This window comes from Sphingobium sp. BHU LFT2 (genome assembly GCF_018604485.1).
Lineage (GTDB): Bacteria > Pseudomonadota > Alphaproteobacteria > Sphingomonadales > Sphingomonadaceae > Sphingobium > Sphingobium yanoikuyae_A.
Window position 1 is genome coordinate 117,666 of the sequence record NZ_JAFCGW010000002.1, and the last position, 15,705, is coordinate 133,370.

Below are 15,705 nucleotides of genomic sequence, written 5' to 3' on the forward strand. Positions count from 1 at the left end.
GACCGATATAATGTCTATACATTAAATATCGAATCATGCAATCTGGGCGGGAGGCCGTGAAGGGAGGCTGGCGATGACGATGATATGCGACCGGCTATGGACCAACGCCCGACTGGCGACGATGGCGGGCGATGGGATCGGCGCGGTCGAGGATGGCGTAATTGCCGCGCGCGACGGCCGCATCGCCTTTGCCGGTTCGCGTGCCGATGCGCCTGCCTTCGCCCCCACCGAAACTATCGACTGCGCCGGCCGCTGGATCACGCCGGGCCTGGTCGACTGCCACACCCATCTGGTCCATGGCGGCGATCGCGCCGCCGAGTTCGAGCTGCGCCTGGCCGGCGCCTCCTATGAAGAGATTGCCCGTGCCGGCGGCGGTATCGTCTCGACCATGCGCGCCACCCGCGCAGCGAGCGAGGCGGAACTGGTCTCGAGCGCCCTGCCCCGGCTCGACGCGCTGATCGCCGAAGGCGCCACCACGGTCGAGGTGAAGTCCGGCTATGGCCTTGATCCCGCCTCCGAGCTGCGGATGCTGCGCGCCGCGCGCCAACTGGGCCGCGAACGGCCGGTGCGGATCGTCACCACCTTCCTCGGCGCCCACGCCCTGCCGCCCGAATATGCCGGCGATGCCGATGGCTATATCGCGATGCTGTGCGACGACCTGCTGCCCGCCGTCGCGGCCCAAGGGCTGGCGGACGCGGTCGACGCCTTTTGCGAGGGGATCGGCTTTTCGTCGGCGCAGACCGACCGCCTGTTCATCGCCGCGCGCGCGCTCGGCCTGCCGGTCAAGCTTCATGCCGAACAACTTTCCAACCTGCATGGCGCGGCGCTCGCCGCCAGCCATGGCGCGCTGTCGGCCGATCATCTGGAATATCTGGACGAGGACGGCATCGCCGCCATGGCCCGCGCCGGCACGGTCGCAACCTTGCTGCCCGGCGCTTATTATTTCGTGCGCGAGACGAAGCTGCCGCCGATCGACGGGCTGCGCCGCGCCGGCGTGCCGATCGCGCTGGCGACCGACTGCAATCCCGGCACCTCGCCGCTCACCTCGCTGCTGCTGGTGATGAACATGGGCGCGACCCTGTTTCGCCTGACCATCGACGAATGTCTGGCGGGCGTCACCCGCAATGCGGCCCGCGCGCTCGGCCTTGCCGCCGACATCGGCACGCTGGAGGTCGGCAAAAGCTGCGACCTTGCCATCTGGGACATAGAGCGCCCCGCCGAACTGGTTTATCGCATGGGGTATAACCCGCTCCATGCCCGCATCTGGAGTGGTCAATGAACGCTATCATCCTCGTCCCCGGCGAAGCCTCGCTGGCTGACTGGCGCGCCATCTATCGCGGCGCGACGGCGCGCCTCGATGCCGCATCGGCCCCGCGCATCGCGCAAAGCGCGGCGGCGGTGGCGCGCATCCTGGCGAAGGGCGAGCCGGTCTATGGCATCAACACCGGCTTCGGCAAGCTGGCGAGCATGCGGATCGGTGACGAAGACCTCGCCACGCTCCAGCGCAATATCGTGCTGAGCCACGCTGCCGGCACCGGTGCCCCCTCCCCCGTGCCGGTCATCCGCCTGATGATGGCACTGAAGCTTGCCAGCCTTGGCCAGGGCGCATCGGGCGTGCAGCCGCAGACCGTCGCCCTGCTGGAGGCGATGCTGGTCCAGGGGCTGACCCCTGTGGTCCCGGCCCAGGGATCGGTCGGCGCCAGCGGCGATCTGGCGCCCTTGTCGCACATGGCCGCCGCGATGATCGGCGTCGGAGAGATCATGCTGGGCGAAGAACGTCTGCCCGCCGCCGAAGCGCTGGCCCGTGCCGGCCTCGCCCCGCTGGAACTTGGCCCCAAGGAAGGGCTGGCGCTGCTCAACGGCACCCAATTCTCGACCGCCAATGCGCTCGCTGGCCTGTTCGAGGCGGAGACGCTGTTCCAGTCCGCGCTCGTCACGGGCGCGCTCTCGACCGAAGCGGCCAAGGGCTCCGACACCCCCTTCGATCCGCGCATCCACGCGCTGCGCCGCCATGCTGGGCAGATCGAGACCGCCGATGCGCTGCGCGGCCTGATGGCAGGCAGCGCCATCCGCGCGAGCCATCTGAAGGGCGATGAACGCGTGCAGGATCCCTATTGCCTGCGCTGCCAGCCGCAGGTGATGGGCGCCGCGCTCGACCTGCTGCGTCAGGCAGCAACCACGCTGGCCATCGAGGCCAATGGCGTGTCCGACAATCCGCTGATCTTCCCGGAAAGCGACGAGGCGCTGTCGGGCGGCAATTTCCATGCCGAGCCGGTCGCCTTCGCTGCCGACATGATCGCGCTCGCCATCTGCGAGATCGGATCGATCGCCGAGCGGCGTATCGCCATGCTGGTCGATCCGGCGCTGAGCGGCCTGCCCGCTTTCTTGACCCCGCGCCCCGGTCTCAATTCCGGCTTCATGATCCCGCAGGTGACGGCCGCCGCTTTGGTGTCGGAAAACAAGCAGCGCGCCTATCCCGCCAGCGTGGATTCGATCCCGACCAGTGCCAATCAGGAGGATCATGTCTCGATGGCCGCGCATGGCGCCCGCCGCCTGCTCGACATGGCGGAAAATGCCACCGCGGTGATCGGTATCGAATTGCTGGCGGCGGTGCAGGGCATGGACTTTCACGCTCCGCTCACCTCCAGCACCGCGTTGGAAGCGGCCCGCGCCTGCGTCCGGGATCAGGTGCCGCATCTGACCGACGACCGTCATTTCCATCCCGATATGGAAGCGGCCAACCGCATCGTCCGATCGGGCGCGCTGGTGGCGGCCGCTGGTCACGCCCTCCCGGTGCTGGGATGAACGACTGGCTCGACATCCAGCGGGGCGAGGCGGCGCTGATCGTCGCCTTCCCGCATACCGGGACAGATCTCGCCGATGTCGGTGATGCCTTCCGCTCGCCCTGGATTGCGCGCGCCGATGCCGACTGGTGGGTGGATCAGCTCTACGCCTTCGCCTCCGACCTCGGCGCCACGACGATCCGCACCGCCATCTCGCGCAGCGTGATCGACGTCAATCGCGATCCTTCCGGTGCCTCGCTCTATCCGGGACAGGCGACGACCGAACTTTGCCCAACGACCGATTTCGATGGCGCACCGCTCTATGCCGGCGCCGCCCCCGACGCGGCCGAGATCGACCGGCGGCGAGCCAACTGGTTCACGCCCTATCATGCCGCGCTGCAGGCGGAGATCGACCGGCTGCGCGCCCGGCACGACCGGGTCGTCGTCTATGACGCGCATTCGATCCGCAGCATTGTGCCGCGTCTGTTCGACGGCGCATTGCCGCAGTTCAATATCGGCACCAATTTCGGCACGACCTGTTCGCCGGACCTGACCGCCGAAATCGCCCGGCTCTGCGCGGCAAGCGGCATGAGCCATGTCGTCGACGGCCGTTTCCGCGGCGGCTGGACCACGCGCCATTATGGCCGCCCCGAACAGGGCGTCCATGCGATCCAGATGGAGCTTGCGATGCGCGGCTATCTCCACGAGCCCACCGAGCGGACCGAGGCCAACTGGCCGCCGCCGCTGGACCCGGCCCATGCCGGGCCGCTGACCGCCACCCTCACCGCCATCTTGAAGGCCTGCCTCGCCTTCACCCGCCAGGAAGGCTGATCCTCCATGACCCGCATCGACAATAGCTGCATCATCAAGCCCGCCATCGGCACCGATCTCAGCGCCAAGAGCTGGCTGACCGAAGCGCCGCTGCGCATGCTGATGAACAATCTCCATCCCGATGTCGCCGAGCGGCCCGAGGAACTGGTGGTCTATGGCGGCATCGGCCGCGCCGCGCGCGACTGGGAAAGCTATGACCGGATCGTCGAGACACTGAAGCGGCTGGACGACGACCAGACCTTGCTGGTCCAGTCGGGCAAGCCAGTCGGCGTGTTCCGCACCCATCGCGATGCGCCGCGCGTACTGATCGCCAACTCCAATCTGGTGCCGCACTGGGCCAATTGGGAGCATTTCAACGAACTCGATAAGCGGGGCCTGGCCATGTACGGCCAGATGACCGCGGGTAGCTGGATCTATATCGGCACCCAGGGCATCGTGCAGGGCACCTATGAGACGTTCGTCGAAATGGGGCGCCAGCATCATGGCGGCAGCCTCAGCGGCAAATGGCTGCTGACGGCGGGCCTGGGCGGCATGGGCGGCGCCCAGCCGCTCGCCGCCGTCATGGCCGGCGCATCCTGCCTGGCGATCGAATGCCAGCTCAGCCGCGTCGAGATGCGCCTGCGCACCGGCTATCTGGATGTCGCGGCCGCGACGATCGAGGAAGCCATGGCGATCATCGAGAAAAGCTGCGCCGACAAGAAACCCGTCTCGGTCGGCCTGCTCGGTAACGCGGCCGAGATCCTGCCGGAAATGTTCGCGCGCGGCATTCGCCCCGACCTGCTGACCGACCAGACCAGTGCCCATGATCCGGTCAATGGCTATCTGCCCGCCGGCTGGAGCGTCGCCGAATGGATCGAGCGGCGCGAGCGCGAGCCCGAAGCGGTGGCAAAGGCCGCCAAGGCCAGCATGGCGGTTCATGTCCGCGCCATGTTGGATTTCCAGGCGGCCGGCGTCCCCACCACCGACTATGGCAATAATATCCGCCAGATGGCGAAGGACGAGGGCGTGGAGAATGCCTTCGACTTCCCCGGCTTCGTGCCCGCCTATATCCGCCCGCTCTTCTGCCGGGGCATCGGCCCGTTCCGCTGGGCGGCGCTGTCGGGCGATCCGGAGGATATCTACAAGACCGACGCCAAGGTGAAGGAATTGCTGCCCGACAACGCTCACCTCCATAACTGGCTCGACATGGCGCGGGAGAAGATCCACTTCCAGGGCCTGCCCGCCCGCATCTGCTGGGTGGGCCTGGGCGATCGCCATCGCCTTGGCCTCGCCTTCAACGAGATGGTGGCGAAGGGCGAACTGAAGGCACCGGTCGTCATCGGGCGCGACCATCTCGACAGCGGGTCGGTCGCTTCCCCCAATCGCGAGACCGAAGCGATGATGGACGGGTCGGACGCAGTCAGCGACTGGCCTTTGCTCAACGCGCTGCTCAACACCGCATCGGGTGCGACCTGGGTATCGCTGCACCATGGTGGCGGCGTCGGCATGGGCTATAGCCAGCATAGCGGCATGGTGATCGTCGCCGACGGCACGGCGGAAGCGGCCGCACGGCTGGAACGGGTGCTGTGGAACGACCCGGCAACCGGCGTGATGCGCCATGCCGATGCGGGCTACGAAATCGCGCGCGACTGTGCCCGTGAAAAGGGGCTGGATCTGCCAGGGATATTGGGCTGAGCCGCCGGCTCAGCCCCGATCAGGCGAGCTTACCGGCCAGCATCTGCAGCGAGGCCGCAAAATAATCGGTCGACAGGCCTGCCGGTTGCGGCAGGCCCATGATCTTGCCGGCGATCGCCATGCCACCCGCCGACAGCGCATAGGGCGCGACCTCCCCGGACTGGACATCGACCCAGGCCGGGATCGGCTGTTGCCGGGTGACATAGCCCTGCCAATAGTCGCGGATCGGCTTCAGCAGCGCCGCCCGGCGCCCGGCCTGGGCATAAAGCGGCACGCGGATCGCGTCGAAGCCGAAACGGGCGGGCTTGCCCATGGCCGGCACGACCATGTCATGTCCCGTCACATCGACCCAATCGGTCGGCAACTTGAGCGGACCGAATTGCGCCGCCGCCATCAGCGCTTCGCTGTCACTGATGATCCGCCCCCAGGCAGCCTCGCCATCCAGGCGACGGAAGGCGTCGAGCGCGGGCCAGACGAAATAGGAAGGGTTGAGCGTCACCGCTTCCGGCGTGACGAAGCCCTGAAGGCCGGGCAGCAGCAATTTGCGCCCATGGCGTTCCAGCACCAGATGCTGGCGGATCGCAGCACGGATCTCGGCCGAACGACTGGCATAACGCCCCTCGCCCCAGCTTTTCGCGGCTTCGGCCAGTGCCCAAGCGATGAACAAGTCGCCGTCGGTCGCATTATTGGTGTCGGCCACCGGATTGGGCTGCCGGGGATCATAACGCCAGGCGTAAAGCGCCATGTCGGGCCGGACCAGATTGCTATCGGTCCAGCGCAGGATGGCGTCGAACGCTTCCCGGTCATCGTTCCACAATGCCAGGCCCAGGCCATAGCCCTGCCCCTCGCTATGGCTGACACCGCCATTGCCATTGTCGACGATGCGGCCCGACGGATCGAGAAAGGCGGCCTTGAACCGGGCCCAGTCGCCATTGGTCACGCTGCTGCCCCGCGGCTGGCGCGCCTTGGCGCAGGCTGCCGTGAAAACCAGTCCCATCCCCACCAGCAACGCACGCCGGTCAACGCCCATGGCGTATTTCCATGATGCCGTCGCGCCATTGCAGCACGGATGTATGCAGGTCCGCGCCGCCGCCCAGCGCCCGGAACCAGGCGTCATAGGCGCCACGCAGCAGCGGCGGCGCCATGTCGGCCCAGCGGCCATCGACATCGCCCTGGAGCGTTTCGGGCAAACCGACATGCTGGATCATGATTGCATCGTCCGTCATCCGCAATTGCGCCTCACCCCAGCCCAACGTCCGCCACAGCCGGTTGATCCGCGCCATCAGCGCATCCCCGTCCGAAATGTCGGCGACCTGAAGCAGCGACGCGATGCGCCGACCGACTGCGCCAAAAAAGGCGTCGGCCTGGCCACGGGTCGCGGTGCCGAACACCTCGCTGCCAATCATCGCGGTCAGCAGCGACAGCCCGTCCATCGTCCACTGATCGGTTTCGGCGGGCTGATATTCCACGGCTTCCCGGATCATCAATTGCCTCCCAGAGACTGTTTGATCCCAATCAGCGACTTGAATTCGTCATAGCTGCCGAAGGTGTTGATGCTCATTTCACCGCCGACCCGCGTGCTGGGACTGACACGATAATAGATCGAGCCGTCCGCCGAAAGGGCAAAGCCGGTCTTGCTCAGGCTGTCATAATAAGACCGCACATCGCTGTTCTGGGCCTTGAGGCCATCCAGCACCGCCTGTGCCGCCGGATCGGTCGGATAGACATTGACCTGATCCTGGCTGTAACTCTGATAACCCGGTGCCACGCCGGCCTTCACCTCCAGCAGGTCCGACGCATAGGCATACCGCACCGGCAGGCTGATGCTGAAGAAGCTCTGCGGGCTGAAATAGCCCCCAAAGCCGTAGGTGAAGTAGTTCTGATTATTGTCGAAATCCTGATAGTTCACATTGACGCCGCCAGTGATCGACGAGCGATCGCCGCGATAGAAGGGCAGATAGCCACCGACATTGGCCTGGAAACCATGGTTCTTGCGAACATCATGCCCGGCATATTTATAATAGGACAGGTCGCCATAGACCCCCGCCCCATCCTGATCATAGGAGAAGGATGCGCCGCCACCGGTCCGCATCACCTGGCCCCACATCGCCCCGGTCACGGGATCGCGTGTGCCAGCATAGGACAGGACGCTGTCGGTCACCGGCTTGCGCTCAAACCAGGCGCGCGCCGTCGCATAGGGCGAGAAGCGCGGGCTGATCGCTGCATGCCAGGTGACGTCGCTATCCTCGAAACCGAGTGGCGTGACGCCGACCTCCAGTTTCAGAAGTGGTGTCTCATAAGCGGCCGACAGCGCCACGCCGGACGCATGCTGGGTATCGGCGTCCACCAGTGCGGATTCTTCCTGATCGACGATCCCCTGCGCTTCGGGCGTCGCATTGCGACCGAAGCGGGCAAGCCCCGACCGGCTGGGGCGGCCGGCATCCAGCACCACGGCTTCCGCCCTCGCCTTGATCCGGCCGTTGCCAAGGCTGGTGGAGACTTCGGCCGATCCGGTCAGTTCCTTGAGTTCGCTCAGCCCCGCTTCACCCGATCGCTCGCGATAGCCGGTGCGCAGTTCGGCGCGCGGGCCACTGTCGCGGGTCAGGGTGCGGATCTCGGTCTGGATGCGATCCATCACCGGATCGCCGCTTGTCATCATCGATCCGCCGGGCGCGGACGCCGGCACACCAACCGCCGGATAGCCGCCCGGCATCGGCGCGGACTGGGCCACGACAGCGGGCGGGAAGCCACCCGTTTCACCAACCTGCGGCATCGGCGCGAACGCCATGCCTGCCGGTGACGGCGCCTGTCCGGCCAGCCGCGCGCCCGATCCCAGTGCGAACGGATTGACCGCCGCCGGGGCGGCCGCAGCCGACTGGTTACGGAACGGGTTGTTGCCCTGCATCGTCGCGGCAAAGGGATTGCTGGCAGTGACATTGCCTGCGCCACTCTGCGCGGCATAGACTTCCTTCGCGCGCTTCAGGTAGCGCAGCGCGGCGCCCTCGTCGCCCCGCGCCTGCTCCATCCGCGCCGCCGCCATGTAGATCTGATAATCATTGGGCGATTGCTGCAAGGCGCGCTCGATCGTGGCGCGCGCCAGACCCTTGTCGCCCGCTGCCCCCGCCGTCTCGATCAGGCCCATCAGCGCGCCCTTGTCATTGGGCGACTGGGCCAGGACCAGTTGGTAGGTCTGGGCCGCCTGGGCCGGCATGCCACCAGACTGATAGAGCCGCGCCAGCGCGGCCAGCACTTCCTGATTGCCCGGCGCGGCGTTCCACGCGCCTTGCAACAGGTCGAAGGCCTGGGCGTTCTGGCCTGCGAGCCGCAGCCGATCCGCCTGCGACGCTGCCATGATGCCGTTCATCCGCGCGACGACACGCTGGCCGTCGGGCGTATTGCCCGCCAGTTGCGCGGCGCGCTGCACGGCGCTGGTGGCAAAGGCATCGCGCCCGGTCTTGGCCAGCACGCGCACGATCGGTTCATAGCCGGCCGGGTCGGTGATGGTCCCGGCGGTCAGCGCCTGCTGCGCCAGTTGCGCCGCCCCTTCCCGGTCACCCAGTTCGAACATCGCATCGGCCACCGCAGCCTGCTTGGTCGGGTCGATGCCGGGGGTAGCGGCCAGTTGGCGCAGCGCCATCAGCGCATCGGCCTGCCGGCCCTGCGCGGCCATCGCCTTGGCCCGCTCGATCGCACCATCCACCTTCAGGCCGACGGCGAAATTGCGCATCTGTTCCGTGCGCTGCATTTCGGGAATCCGCGCCATCAGCGTATCGGCGGCCGACGCCCGGCCGCGATCGGCGTTGAGCAGCGCTGCCGCGTAGAGCCAGTCCGGGTCGCTCGACGACCCCAGCGAGTTGATCAGCGATTCCGCCTCGGGCAGGCGCTGGCGCTGGATCAGATAGCGGGCGAATTCATAACGGATCCACGGATCCTGCTGGTCCAGCAACAGGCCGGAATGAAATTCCTGTTCGGCGGTGACATCATCGCCGCGCGCAGCCGCGGCACGGGCGCGATCGCGCGCGGCCCGGCTCGCCAGCCGACCATCGGACTGCTTGGCCCCTTCATTTGCCTGCCGGTAGAGATCTGCCGCATCGGCATAGCGCCCCTGCCGCTCATAGATATCGGCCAGCAATTCGAGCGCCGGGCCACGCTGCGGATAGCCGGAACGGACCAGCGCCTCGGCATCGGCCTGCGCTTCGCCAAGCCGGCCCTGCGCCAGCGCCGCGCGGGCATCGGCAAGCCCGCCAAAGAAGCGGGCGGAGGCCAGCGCCTGCGCCCATTGCGCCGCTGAACCGCGCTGCGACGCCTGATCGAGCAGGTCACGCGCTTCGCCAAAGCGCCCCTGGCGCAGGCGCACCAGGCCAAGGCCGCCCAGCGCGTCGGCATCGTTGCGATTGGCGGCCACGGCGCGCTCGAACGCGCGCTCCGCGCCATCCAGATCATTGGCGTCGAGCGCCTTGAAACCACTCGCGCGCGACGCGCCGCCGCCAGCATTGCCGCTTGGGCGCGCTGCTTGCGTCCGATTTGCCGCCGAGGGGGCCGCAGCCGGCGTGGGCGTCGGGCGTGGCGTCGCTTCGGCGCGCCGTGCCGGCGCGGGCGTGGGTTTCGGTGCCGGCTGTGCCTTGGGCGACGGGCCGGCCAGTCCCTTGCGCGCTTCGGCATTATTGGGATCGAGCGCCAGCGCCCGGCGATAGGCCTGGTTTGCCAGATCCTGTCGCCCCTTGGACTGCCAATAGCGGCCCTGCTGGATCAGCGGCGCAACGCCCGGCACATCGGCCAGCGTGGGCATCGGCGCCATGCAGGCCAGCGCCAGGGCGGCGCAGGTGATACGCAGACGGAGGGTGGGGCTCATGCCTCATCCTCCTTGCTCAGGCGACGGCGCTGCTGCCGGCTGAGATAGAGATAGAGCGGTCCGGCGAGGATGAGCGCCGCGAGCAGGCCGCAGGCGGCCATCAGCAAAGGACGCTGGCTCAGCCAGAAGGCGGCCTTCATCCAGAAGGGCAGATAGCCGACCCAGTAGCCAGGCCCGACGGCAAAGCTGCTCATCCCGTCGCCGCTGGTGACGGCCAGGTCGCCCTGGATCTGGGCGTTGATCTTGGCATCGGCCATGCCGCCGACCAGATCGGGCAAGGCGCGCGGATCGTCCGCCAGCAGGGCCACGACGCTGCGGCCACCTTCGAACGGGGATTCGAAGCCGACAATGCCGGCAAAGCCGCTGGACGAGGTGACGAACGCGTCCGCTTCGCCATCCCCCGATCGATCGAACGGCGAGAAGAAGGCGAAGATGCGCTGGACCGGGCTCATCTCCGTCACCTGCAGCCGGCCATTTTCATAACGGACCGGTGCGCCAGCGAAGAGCTGGTCGGAACCCGCGACACTGCTGCCACCGATAACGATGATGTCACGCCCCTTCAGCCGCTCGCCATCGACCGCGTTGGCGACCACGACGCCCGTGACCGGCGCGCCGGTGGAATCGCCCATACGGCCCATCAGCACCAGGAAGGCCTCGACCGCCCCGGCCGAAGGCTGACCACCCATCAGCACCGTGGTCTCCGACAGGTCGGGACGAATGGTGAAGGGATAGCCGGCGCCCGCAAAGGTGGCGAGATCGGGCATGTGCAGCGCGTGATAGGCGCGGCTGAGGTCGATGCTGCTGCTCGGACGCACGCTGACCCGGACATTCTCGGGCAGCGTCCCTTCGCATTTCTTCTTGTCGGCAATGATCAGATTATAGTCGAAGATCAGCTCGTTCTGGCCGAACAGATTGTAGCGCGGCAGCACGATCGAGGCGCTGGAATCGTTGGACGATGCGCCCTGCGCCCCGAACAGGCTGTCCCACCAGCCCGCCCCGGCGAGCGGCAGCGTGCGCAAATACTGGTTGTTGATCGAGACATCGAGGCGCGAGGCACGACGATCGAGCCATTTGGCTGCCGGATAGCGGTAGCGCAGGTCGAGGCGACCGCCCTGGCGCGGCCAGAAGAAGAGATCGGGCGCGACCCGGAAGCGCGCCGACAGCGGTCCGGGCGGCAGGCCCATGCCCTGCAGCGCATTGGCATCCATGATCTCCCCCAACTGGACCGGGCGGTCGGTGCGCAGCCAGCGCGGCGCGGCATAGCGCGCATAGGTCGGGATGCGGACGCCGTCGAAGTTCATCCGCGCGCCGCTCAGCACGCCGCGGCCGCTGGCGATCGCCGCAGCGGCCAGCTTCAACTCGCTGGCATTGCGACCCATCACCACCAGCAATTCGCCGAACGTGTCGCGCGGATTGCGGATGACCGTCGCGCTCGGCCCGGTGATCGACAGGTTCAGACCCGCAATCGGCCGGTCCGGCGTCGCGAACAGGATCGCGTTGCCGGTCGGGATCTGGTTGTAGACCGGCTTGAAGGAGAAGCCGCGATAGCTCGCCTGGGCGCCTAGCCAGGAGGCCAGGCTGGCGGCCGCCTCCAGTTCGCCAGCGCGCGGCGTGCCGGCGAAGACGAAGGGCAGGCGCAACGGCAGATTGTCATGCCGGTCGAAGAAGGGACCGGGCAGACGGCCCAGATCCGGCGCCATCGGCAGCGTCTGGACGCTGAGGTCAAACCAGGACCGGACATTGCTGATATTGGCCCAGAGCGAACTGTGGAACGGATCCTCGCAATCGCGCGCATAATGGCCGACCAGGCGCAGGTTGAGCTGGTTGTCGCCCGGCAGGAACAGCGCCGGATTGACCGGAATGGTGATGTTCTGACCACCGGATTCCGCCGGGGTCAGGCGAATGGTGCGCACCACTTCGCCGTTCAGCAGCACGACCAGCTGGCTGAGGTCACCCAGCATCGCCGGCGACCAGGCGAAGTTCAGCGTCAGGCTGCTGTCGGTCACCACCTCGTTGCGGCGCATGCCAAAGGGAATGCCGATTTCGCCGCGCGTGCCGGCCAGGCGGATCGGCATCTTGACCTGCAGGTCGCGGAAGCTGAGCCGCTGCTTCTGCACGCCCGCTGCGGTGGCGGGTGCCAGCGTCGCGGCAGGTGCCTGTGCCGCCTGCGCGAAGGCGTGACCGCTGCCTGCGAGCAGCAGCGTCCCGATCGCGGCTAGGCCCAGCAATGCGGTCGCAGCCTGCTTGGCGGCTTTCGCCGCGGCGGCCAGGCGAACGGCCTTCTTCTGCTTGCGGCGCTCCGTGCGGTTGAGGCGGAACAGGCGCTTGAGGGTCATATAGTCGACCACGATGATATCCCAGAGAGAGTGCAGGGCCGAAACCGGCTTGCGGGGGGCAGCGGGCTGCCAGGCATCGGCACGGCCCATCACCGCGCGGACAAGGTGACGCGAAGAGATCATGTCCAGTTCCTGGAAGCGCAGATTGACCTCGCCCCGATCGAACCGGACCATTTCGACCGGAATCGTCAGCTTCTCGTCACCCATCGGCAGCGACATATAGGCGACGCGCCGGTCGCGCAGCGGGAAGTCGGGCGGCACGGCGATCGCCGCGCCTCCCATCGAAATGTCGATCGTCGTCGCGTCGATCACATAGCCATCGGCCATGTAGAGGGTGACCGGCAATTCGGTGACGATGCGGATATATTCGCGCGCCTGCCGCGTCTCGCGCGCGACCGAAACGGCGGCAATCAGGATGATCAGACTGAACACGGCCCAGACGACGTTCAGCACCAGCGTATCGGTCTGGATGTTGAACAGATGCGGGAAGAAGACCCGCTTCACGATCGCCAGCCCGATGCCGAAGATGATGAGGCCGATGCAGATCAGGTGCGGGCGCACCGTCGACAGGTCGAAATAGGTCCGGTCGAGCAGGCTGCCCTTGTCCGTCACGTTGAACTTGCCCTTGCGCGGCTGGAAGAAGGTCATGACCGTGGGGCGCGCCAGGTGAAAGGCCAGGATCGTCTCGTAGATTTCGCCCCAGAACGGTCGGCGATCCCCGCCCTGCGTGTTCGCCGACGAGGTCATCGAACAGACCAGATGCGGCAGCGCATAGGCGAAGATCAGCGAGGCCGATGCATGGATGATGTTCTGGCCGAAGATCAGATAGGCAAGCGGGCTGGTCAGGAAGACGATGCGCGGCAGCGGAAACTGGAAATGCAGCATCGCATTCAGGTAGCAAAGCCGCTGCTGCCAATTGAGGCCGCGCCCGAACAGCGGATTGTCGATCCGCAAGATCTGCGTCATGCCGCGCGCCCAGCGGATGCGCTGGCCGATGTGCAGCACCAGCCGCTCGGTCGCAAGGCCAGCGGACAGGCGCGCGCCGATATAGGCGGTATTCCAGCCCATGCGCTGCAACTTCAACGCGGTATGCGCGTCCTCTGTCACCGTCTCACCGGCAAAGCCGTTGGTCTGGGCCAACGCATCACGGCGGATGACGGCGCAGGAACCGCAGAAGAAGGTCGCGTTCCACAGGTCGTTGCCGGACTGGACGGCACCGTAGAACAGGTCGCCCTCGCCCGGCAGGTCGCGCACCGTGCCCAGGTTGCGCTGGGCGGGGTCAGGCGAATAGAAATGGTGCGGCGTCTGCATCAGCGCCAGCTTGGGATCCTGCTGGAACCAGCCGACGGTCATCTGCAGGAAGGCGCGGGTCGGCACATGGTCACAGTCGAAGATGGCGATCAGTTCGCCATTGGTCTTCTTCATAGCGGCATTGAGGTTGCCGGCCTTGGCATGAAGATTGTCGCCGCGGGTCAGATAGCCGCAACCGGCCTGGCGCGCGAACGCCTGAAACTCCGGGCGACGGCCGTCATCCAGGATGAAGACACGAAAGCGATCGGCCGGATAGTCCATGTCCATCGCCGCGAACACGGTGTTGCGGACGATCTCCAGGCTTTCATTATAGGTCGGGACATAGACGTCGACGCTGGGCCATTGATCGGGCTCCCCCTCGATCTCGACCACTTCGCGGTCGAGGGGCCAGCCGGTCTGCAGGAAGCCCAGCACCAGGATCAGCCAGGCATAGACTTCCGCCAGATACAGGCCCGACCCCAGCAGAAATTCTGCCAATGTGCCGAATTCGAGCGTCTCGGTGGTGCGCCAGAACATGTAGCGGGTCGATACGATCATCGACAGGATCGCCAGCACCAGCAGCGCGCGGCGACTGCGCAACCGGCCCAATATGGTCGCGCCCACGATGGTGATGCCGGCAAAGATCCACTGTGCTTCCAGATCGAGCGGCACGGTGATCGCCAGCAGGGCGAACAGCCCGGCCAGCACCAGCAGTCCGTTGCTCAGGATCGCCTGCCGGCCCTTCACGAAGCCGCCTCCTCGGCCGCCTCGACCAGGCCGGCCGCCTGTTCCACGGTCGTCACCAGCCTGCGCAGGTCGTTGAGCGCCACACTGGCCGGCGCGAAGCGGGCCAGCGGCTCGAACATCGCGCTCGCCTCATTCACCGCCTCGTCACGGCGGATCGTGCCGAGCAGCTTGCTGCCGAACAGTTCGCGCAGGAAGATATGGGTGTGGCGCGACAGGCGATGCGTATCGTCCAGATGGTTGAGCACGAACCCGGTCTTGGCGAGATCGATCGTCGCGGTGCCCGGCTCGACCTTGGGCAGGGCCGCCAGCGATCCGGGACGCGGATGCAGGGGGCAGACATGCAGGGCAGCATGCGGCAGCAACATGTCCTTGGTCTCGCGGTCCCCCGCCGCCACATCGGCAATGAAGATCTTCTTGCCGGCGAACGGCGAATGATCCGGCTTGCCCAGCAGATCCTGGAAGGTCGCGTCACGGCGCAGGCCATAGGCGGAAAAGAGCGCGACGCCCGACACCGCGATCTGGTCCGCGCTGCCATCGTTCAGTTCCGGCAGGCCCTGGGCCGGGGTCAGGCCGAAATAGAGCTTGAGAGAATCCTGATAGGTGAAGTCGAGCGCGCTGACATCATGCCCGCGCTGCGCCAGATCGATCGCCAGTTGCGCCGCGATGAAGCTGGTGCCGACGCCGCCCTTGGGCGAATGACAGAGGATCAGCGGCATCAATAATCTCGCTTGTCGGGATCGTTCGACAGATGGCCCAGGAAATCGCGCAGATTGCCGCGCGGCGCAGCGGATGGTGGCGCGTCCTGATAGGCGTCGAACATGCTGGTCACATTGGCGCGGGGTGCGGGCGCATGTTGCTCGGGCTCGGCGCGGCGGACCGCCAGCACGGCTTCCGCCTCGCGCGCTTCCAGTTTGGACAGGGGGCGTCCGACCACGCGCGGGTCGGTCAGCAGGGCCTCGAAGATCGGCCACAATTCCATGTCCGCGAAACTGTCCGCGAACTCGCGATAGCGAAAATCCCGGCGCCCCAGCCGGGCCAGAAGGCTTTCTGCGTCGGAGCGCATGGCCCTGTTCTCCCTGATATCCAAGGAAAACCTAGAGTAAAATGGTTAACAAAATCTTTAGAAATTCGAAGAAGTTGCGGCATTGCGGGCGCTGCGTGCGACGCACCGTTCGTCGCACGCAGGAAAATC

Annotated in this window: 10 protein-coding genes; 4 read left to right on the plus strand and 6 right to left on the minus strand. The window is 66.6% G+C overall.

Annotated features, from left to right (window positions below):
• The first annotated feature begins 79 nt into the window (after window positions 1-79).
• From hutI to hutU, 4 genes are read left to right on the plus strand one after another with little or no spacing between them, the layout of a single operon-like run.
• A complete protein-coding gene (hutI, locus tag JQK15_RS05810; protein ID WP_214864531.1) occupies window positions 80-1,279 on the plus strand; it encodes an imidazolonepropionase in 1,200 nt (399 codons plus the stop codon).
• A complete protein-coding gene (hutH, locus tag JQK15_RS05815) occupies window positions 1,276-2,805 on the plus strand; it encodes a histidine ammonia-lyase (RefSeq protein WP_214864146.1) in 1,530 nt (509 codons plus the stop codon). Before hutI ends, hutH begins: the two co-directional genes overlap by 4 nt.
• Entirely contained in the window at window positions 2,802-3,614 is an 813-nt protein-coding gene (hutG, locus tag JQK15_RS05820; RefSeq protein ID WP_214864149.1) for an N-formylglutamate deformylase, read from the plus strand. The genes hutH and hutG overlap by 4 nt, the downstream gene beginning before the upstream one ends.
• Before the next feature lie 6 nt (window positions 3,615-3,620).
• Window positions 3,621-5,288 (plus strand): urocanate hydratase, encoded by a 1,668-nt coding sequence (hutU, locus tag JQK15_RS05825; protein ID WP_214864151.1) that lies wholly within the window; start codon window positions 3,621-3,623, stop codon window positions 5,286-5,288.
• A 19-nt stretch (window positions 5,289-5,307) separates the two neighbouring features.
• Here hutU and JQK15_RS05830 read toward each other — a convergent pair whose 3' ends face one another.
• Genes JQK15_RS05830 through JQK15_RS05855 form a run of 6 tightly spaced genes read right to left on the minus strand, consistent with a single transcriptional unit; the run spans window position 5,308 to window position 15,576 of the window.
• The gene (locus tag JQK15_RS05830; protein ID WP_214864153.1) at window positions 5,308-6,318 is read right to left on the minus strand and encodes a family 8 glycosyl hydrolase; all 1,011 of its coding nucleotides are present in this window, start codon (window positions 6,316-6,318) and stop codon (window positions 5,308-5,310) included.
• Complete coding sequence (gene bcsD, locus JQK15_RS05835; protein WP_010339109.1) at window positions 6,308-6,772, minus strand: cellulose biosynthesis protein BcsD; 465 nt, start codon at window positions 6,770-6,772, stop codon at window positions 6,308-6,310. Before bcsD ends, JQK15_RS05830 begins: the two co-directional genes overlap by 11 nt.
• The gene (locus tag JQK15_RS05840; RefSeq protein ID WP_214864155.1) at window positions 6,772-10,140 is read right to left on the minus strand and encodes a cellulose biosynthesis protein BcsC; all 3,369 of its coding nucleotides are present in this window, start codon (window positions 10,138-10,140) and stop codon (window positions 6,772-6,774) included. The genes bcsD and JQK15_RS05840 overlap by 1 nt, the downstream gene beginning before the upstream one ends.
• Window positions 10,137-14,513, minus strand: coding sequence for a UDP-forming cellulose synthase catalytic subunit (gene bcsA, locus JQK15_RS05845; protein WP_214864157.1), 4,377 nt, complete (start codon window positions 14,511-14,513; stop codon window positions 10,137-10,139). Before bcsA ends, JQK15_RS05840 begins: the two co-directional genes overlap by 4 nt.
• A complete protein-coding gene (locus JQK15_RS05850; RefSeq protein WP_214864159.1) occupies window positions 14,510-15,229 on the minus strand; it encodes a ParA family protein in 720 nt (239 codons plus the stop codon). The genes bcsA and JQK15_RS05850 overlap by 4 nt, the downstream gene beginning before the upstream one ends.
• Window positions 15,229-15,576 (minus strand): hypothetical protein, encoded by a 348-nt coding sequence (locus JQK15_RS05855; RefSeq protein ID WP_099230088.1) that lies wholly within the window; start codon window positions 15,574-15,576, stop codon window positions 15,229-15,231. Before JQK15_RS05855 ends, JQK15_RS05850 begins: the two co-directional genes overlap by 1 nt.
• Window positions 15,577-15,705 lie beyond the last annotated feature (129 nt).

Coding starts and splice junctions, on each gene's coding strand:
- hutI (WP_214864531.1), top strand. CDS start 80: ATGATATGCGACCGGCTATGGACCAACGCCCGACTGGCGACGATGGCG.
- hutH (WP_214864146.1), top strand. CDS start 1,276: ATGAACGCTATCATCCTCGTCCCCGGCGAAGCCTCGCTGGCTGACTGG.
- hutG (WP_214864149.1), top strand. CDS start 2,802: ATGAACGACTGGCTCGACATCCAGCGGGGCGAGGCGGCGCTGATCGTC.
- hutU (WP_214864151.1), top strand. CDS start 3,621: ATGACCCGCATCGACAATAGCTGCATCATCAAGCCCGCCATCGGCACC.
- JQK15_RS05830 (WP_214864153.1), bottom strand. CDS start 6,318: ATGGGCGTTGACCGGCGTGCGTTGCTGGTGGGGATGGGACTGGTTTTC.
- bcsD (WP_010339109.1), bottom strand. CDS start 6,772: ATGATCCGGGAAGCCGTGGAATATCAGCCCGCCGAAACCGATCAGTGG.
- JQK15_RS05840 (WP_214864155.1), bottom strand. CDS start 10,140: ATGAGCCCCACCCTCCGTCTGCGTATCACCTGCGCCGCCCTGGCGCTG.
- JQK15_RS05850 (WP_214864159.1), bottom strand. CDS start 15,229: ATGCCGCTGATCCTCTGTCATTCGCCCAAGGGCGGCGTCGGCACCAGC.
- JQK15_RS05855 (WP_099230088.1), bottom strand. CDS start 15,576: ATGCGCTCCGACGCAGAAAGCCTTCTGGCCCGGCTGGGGCGCCGGGAT.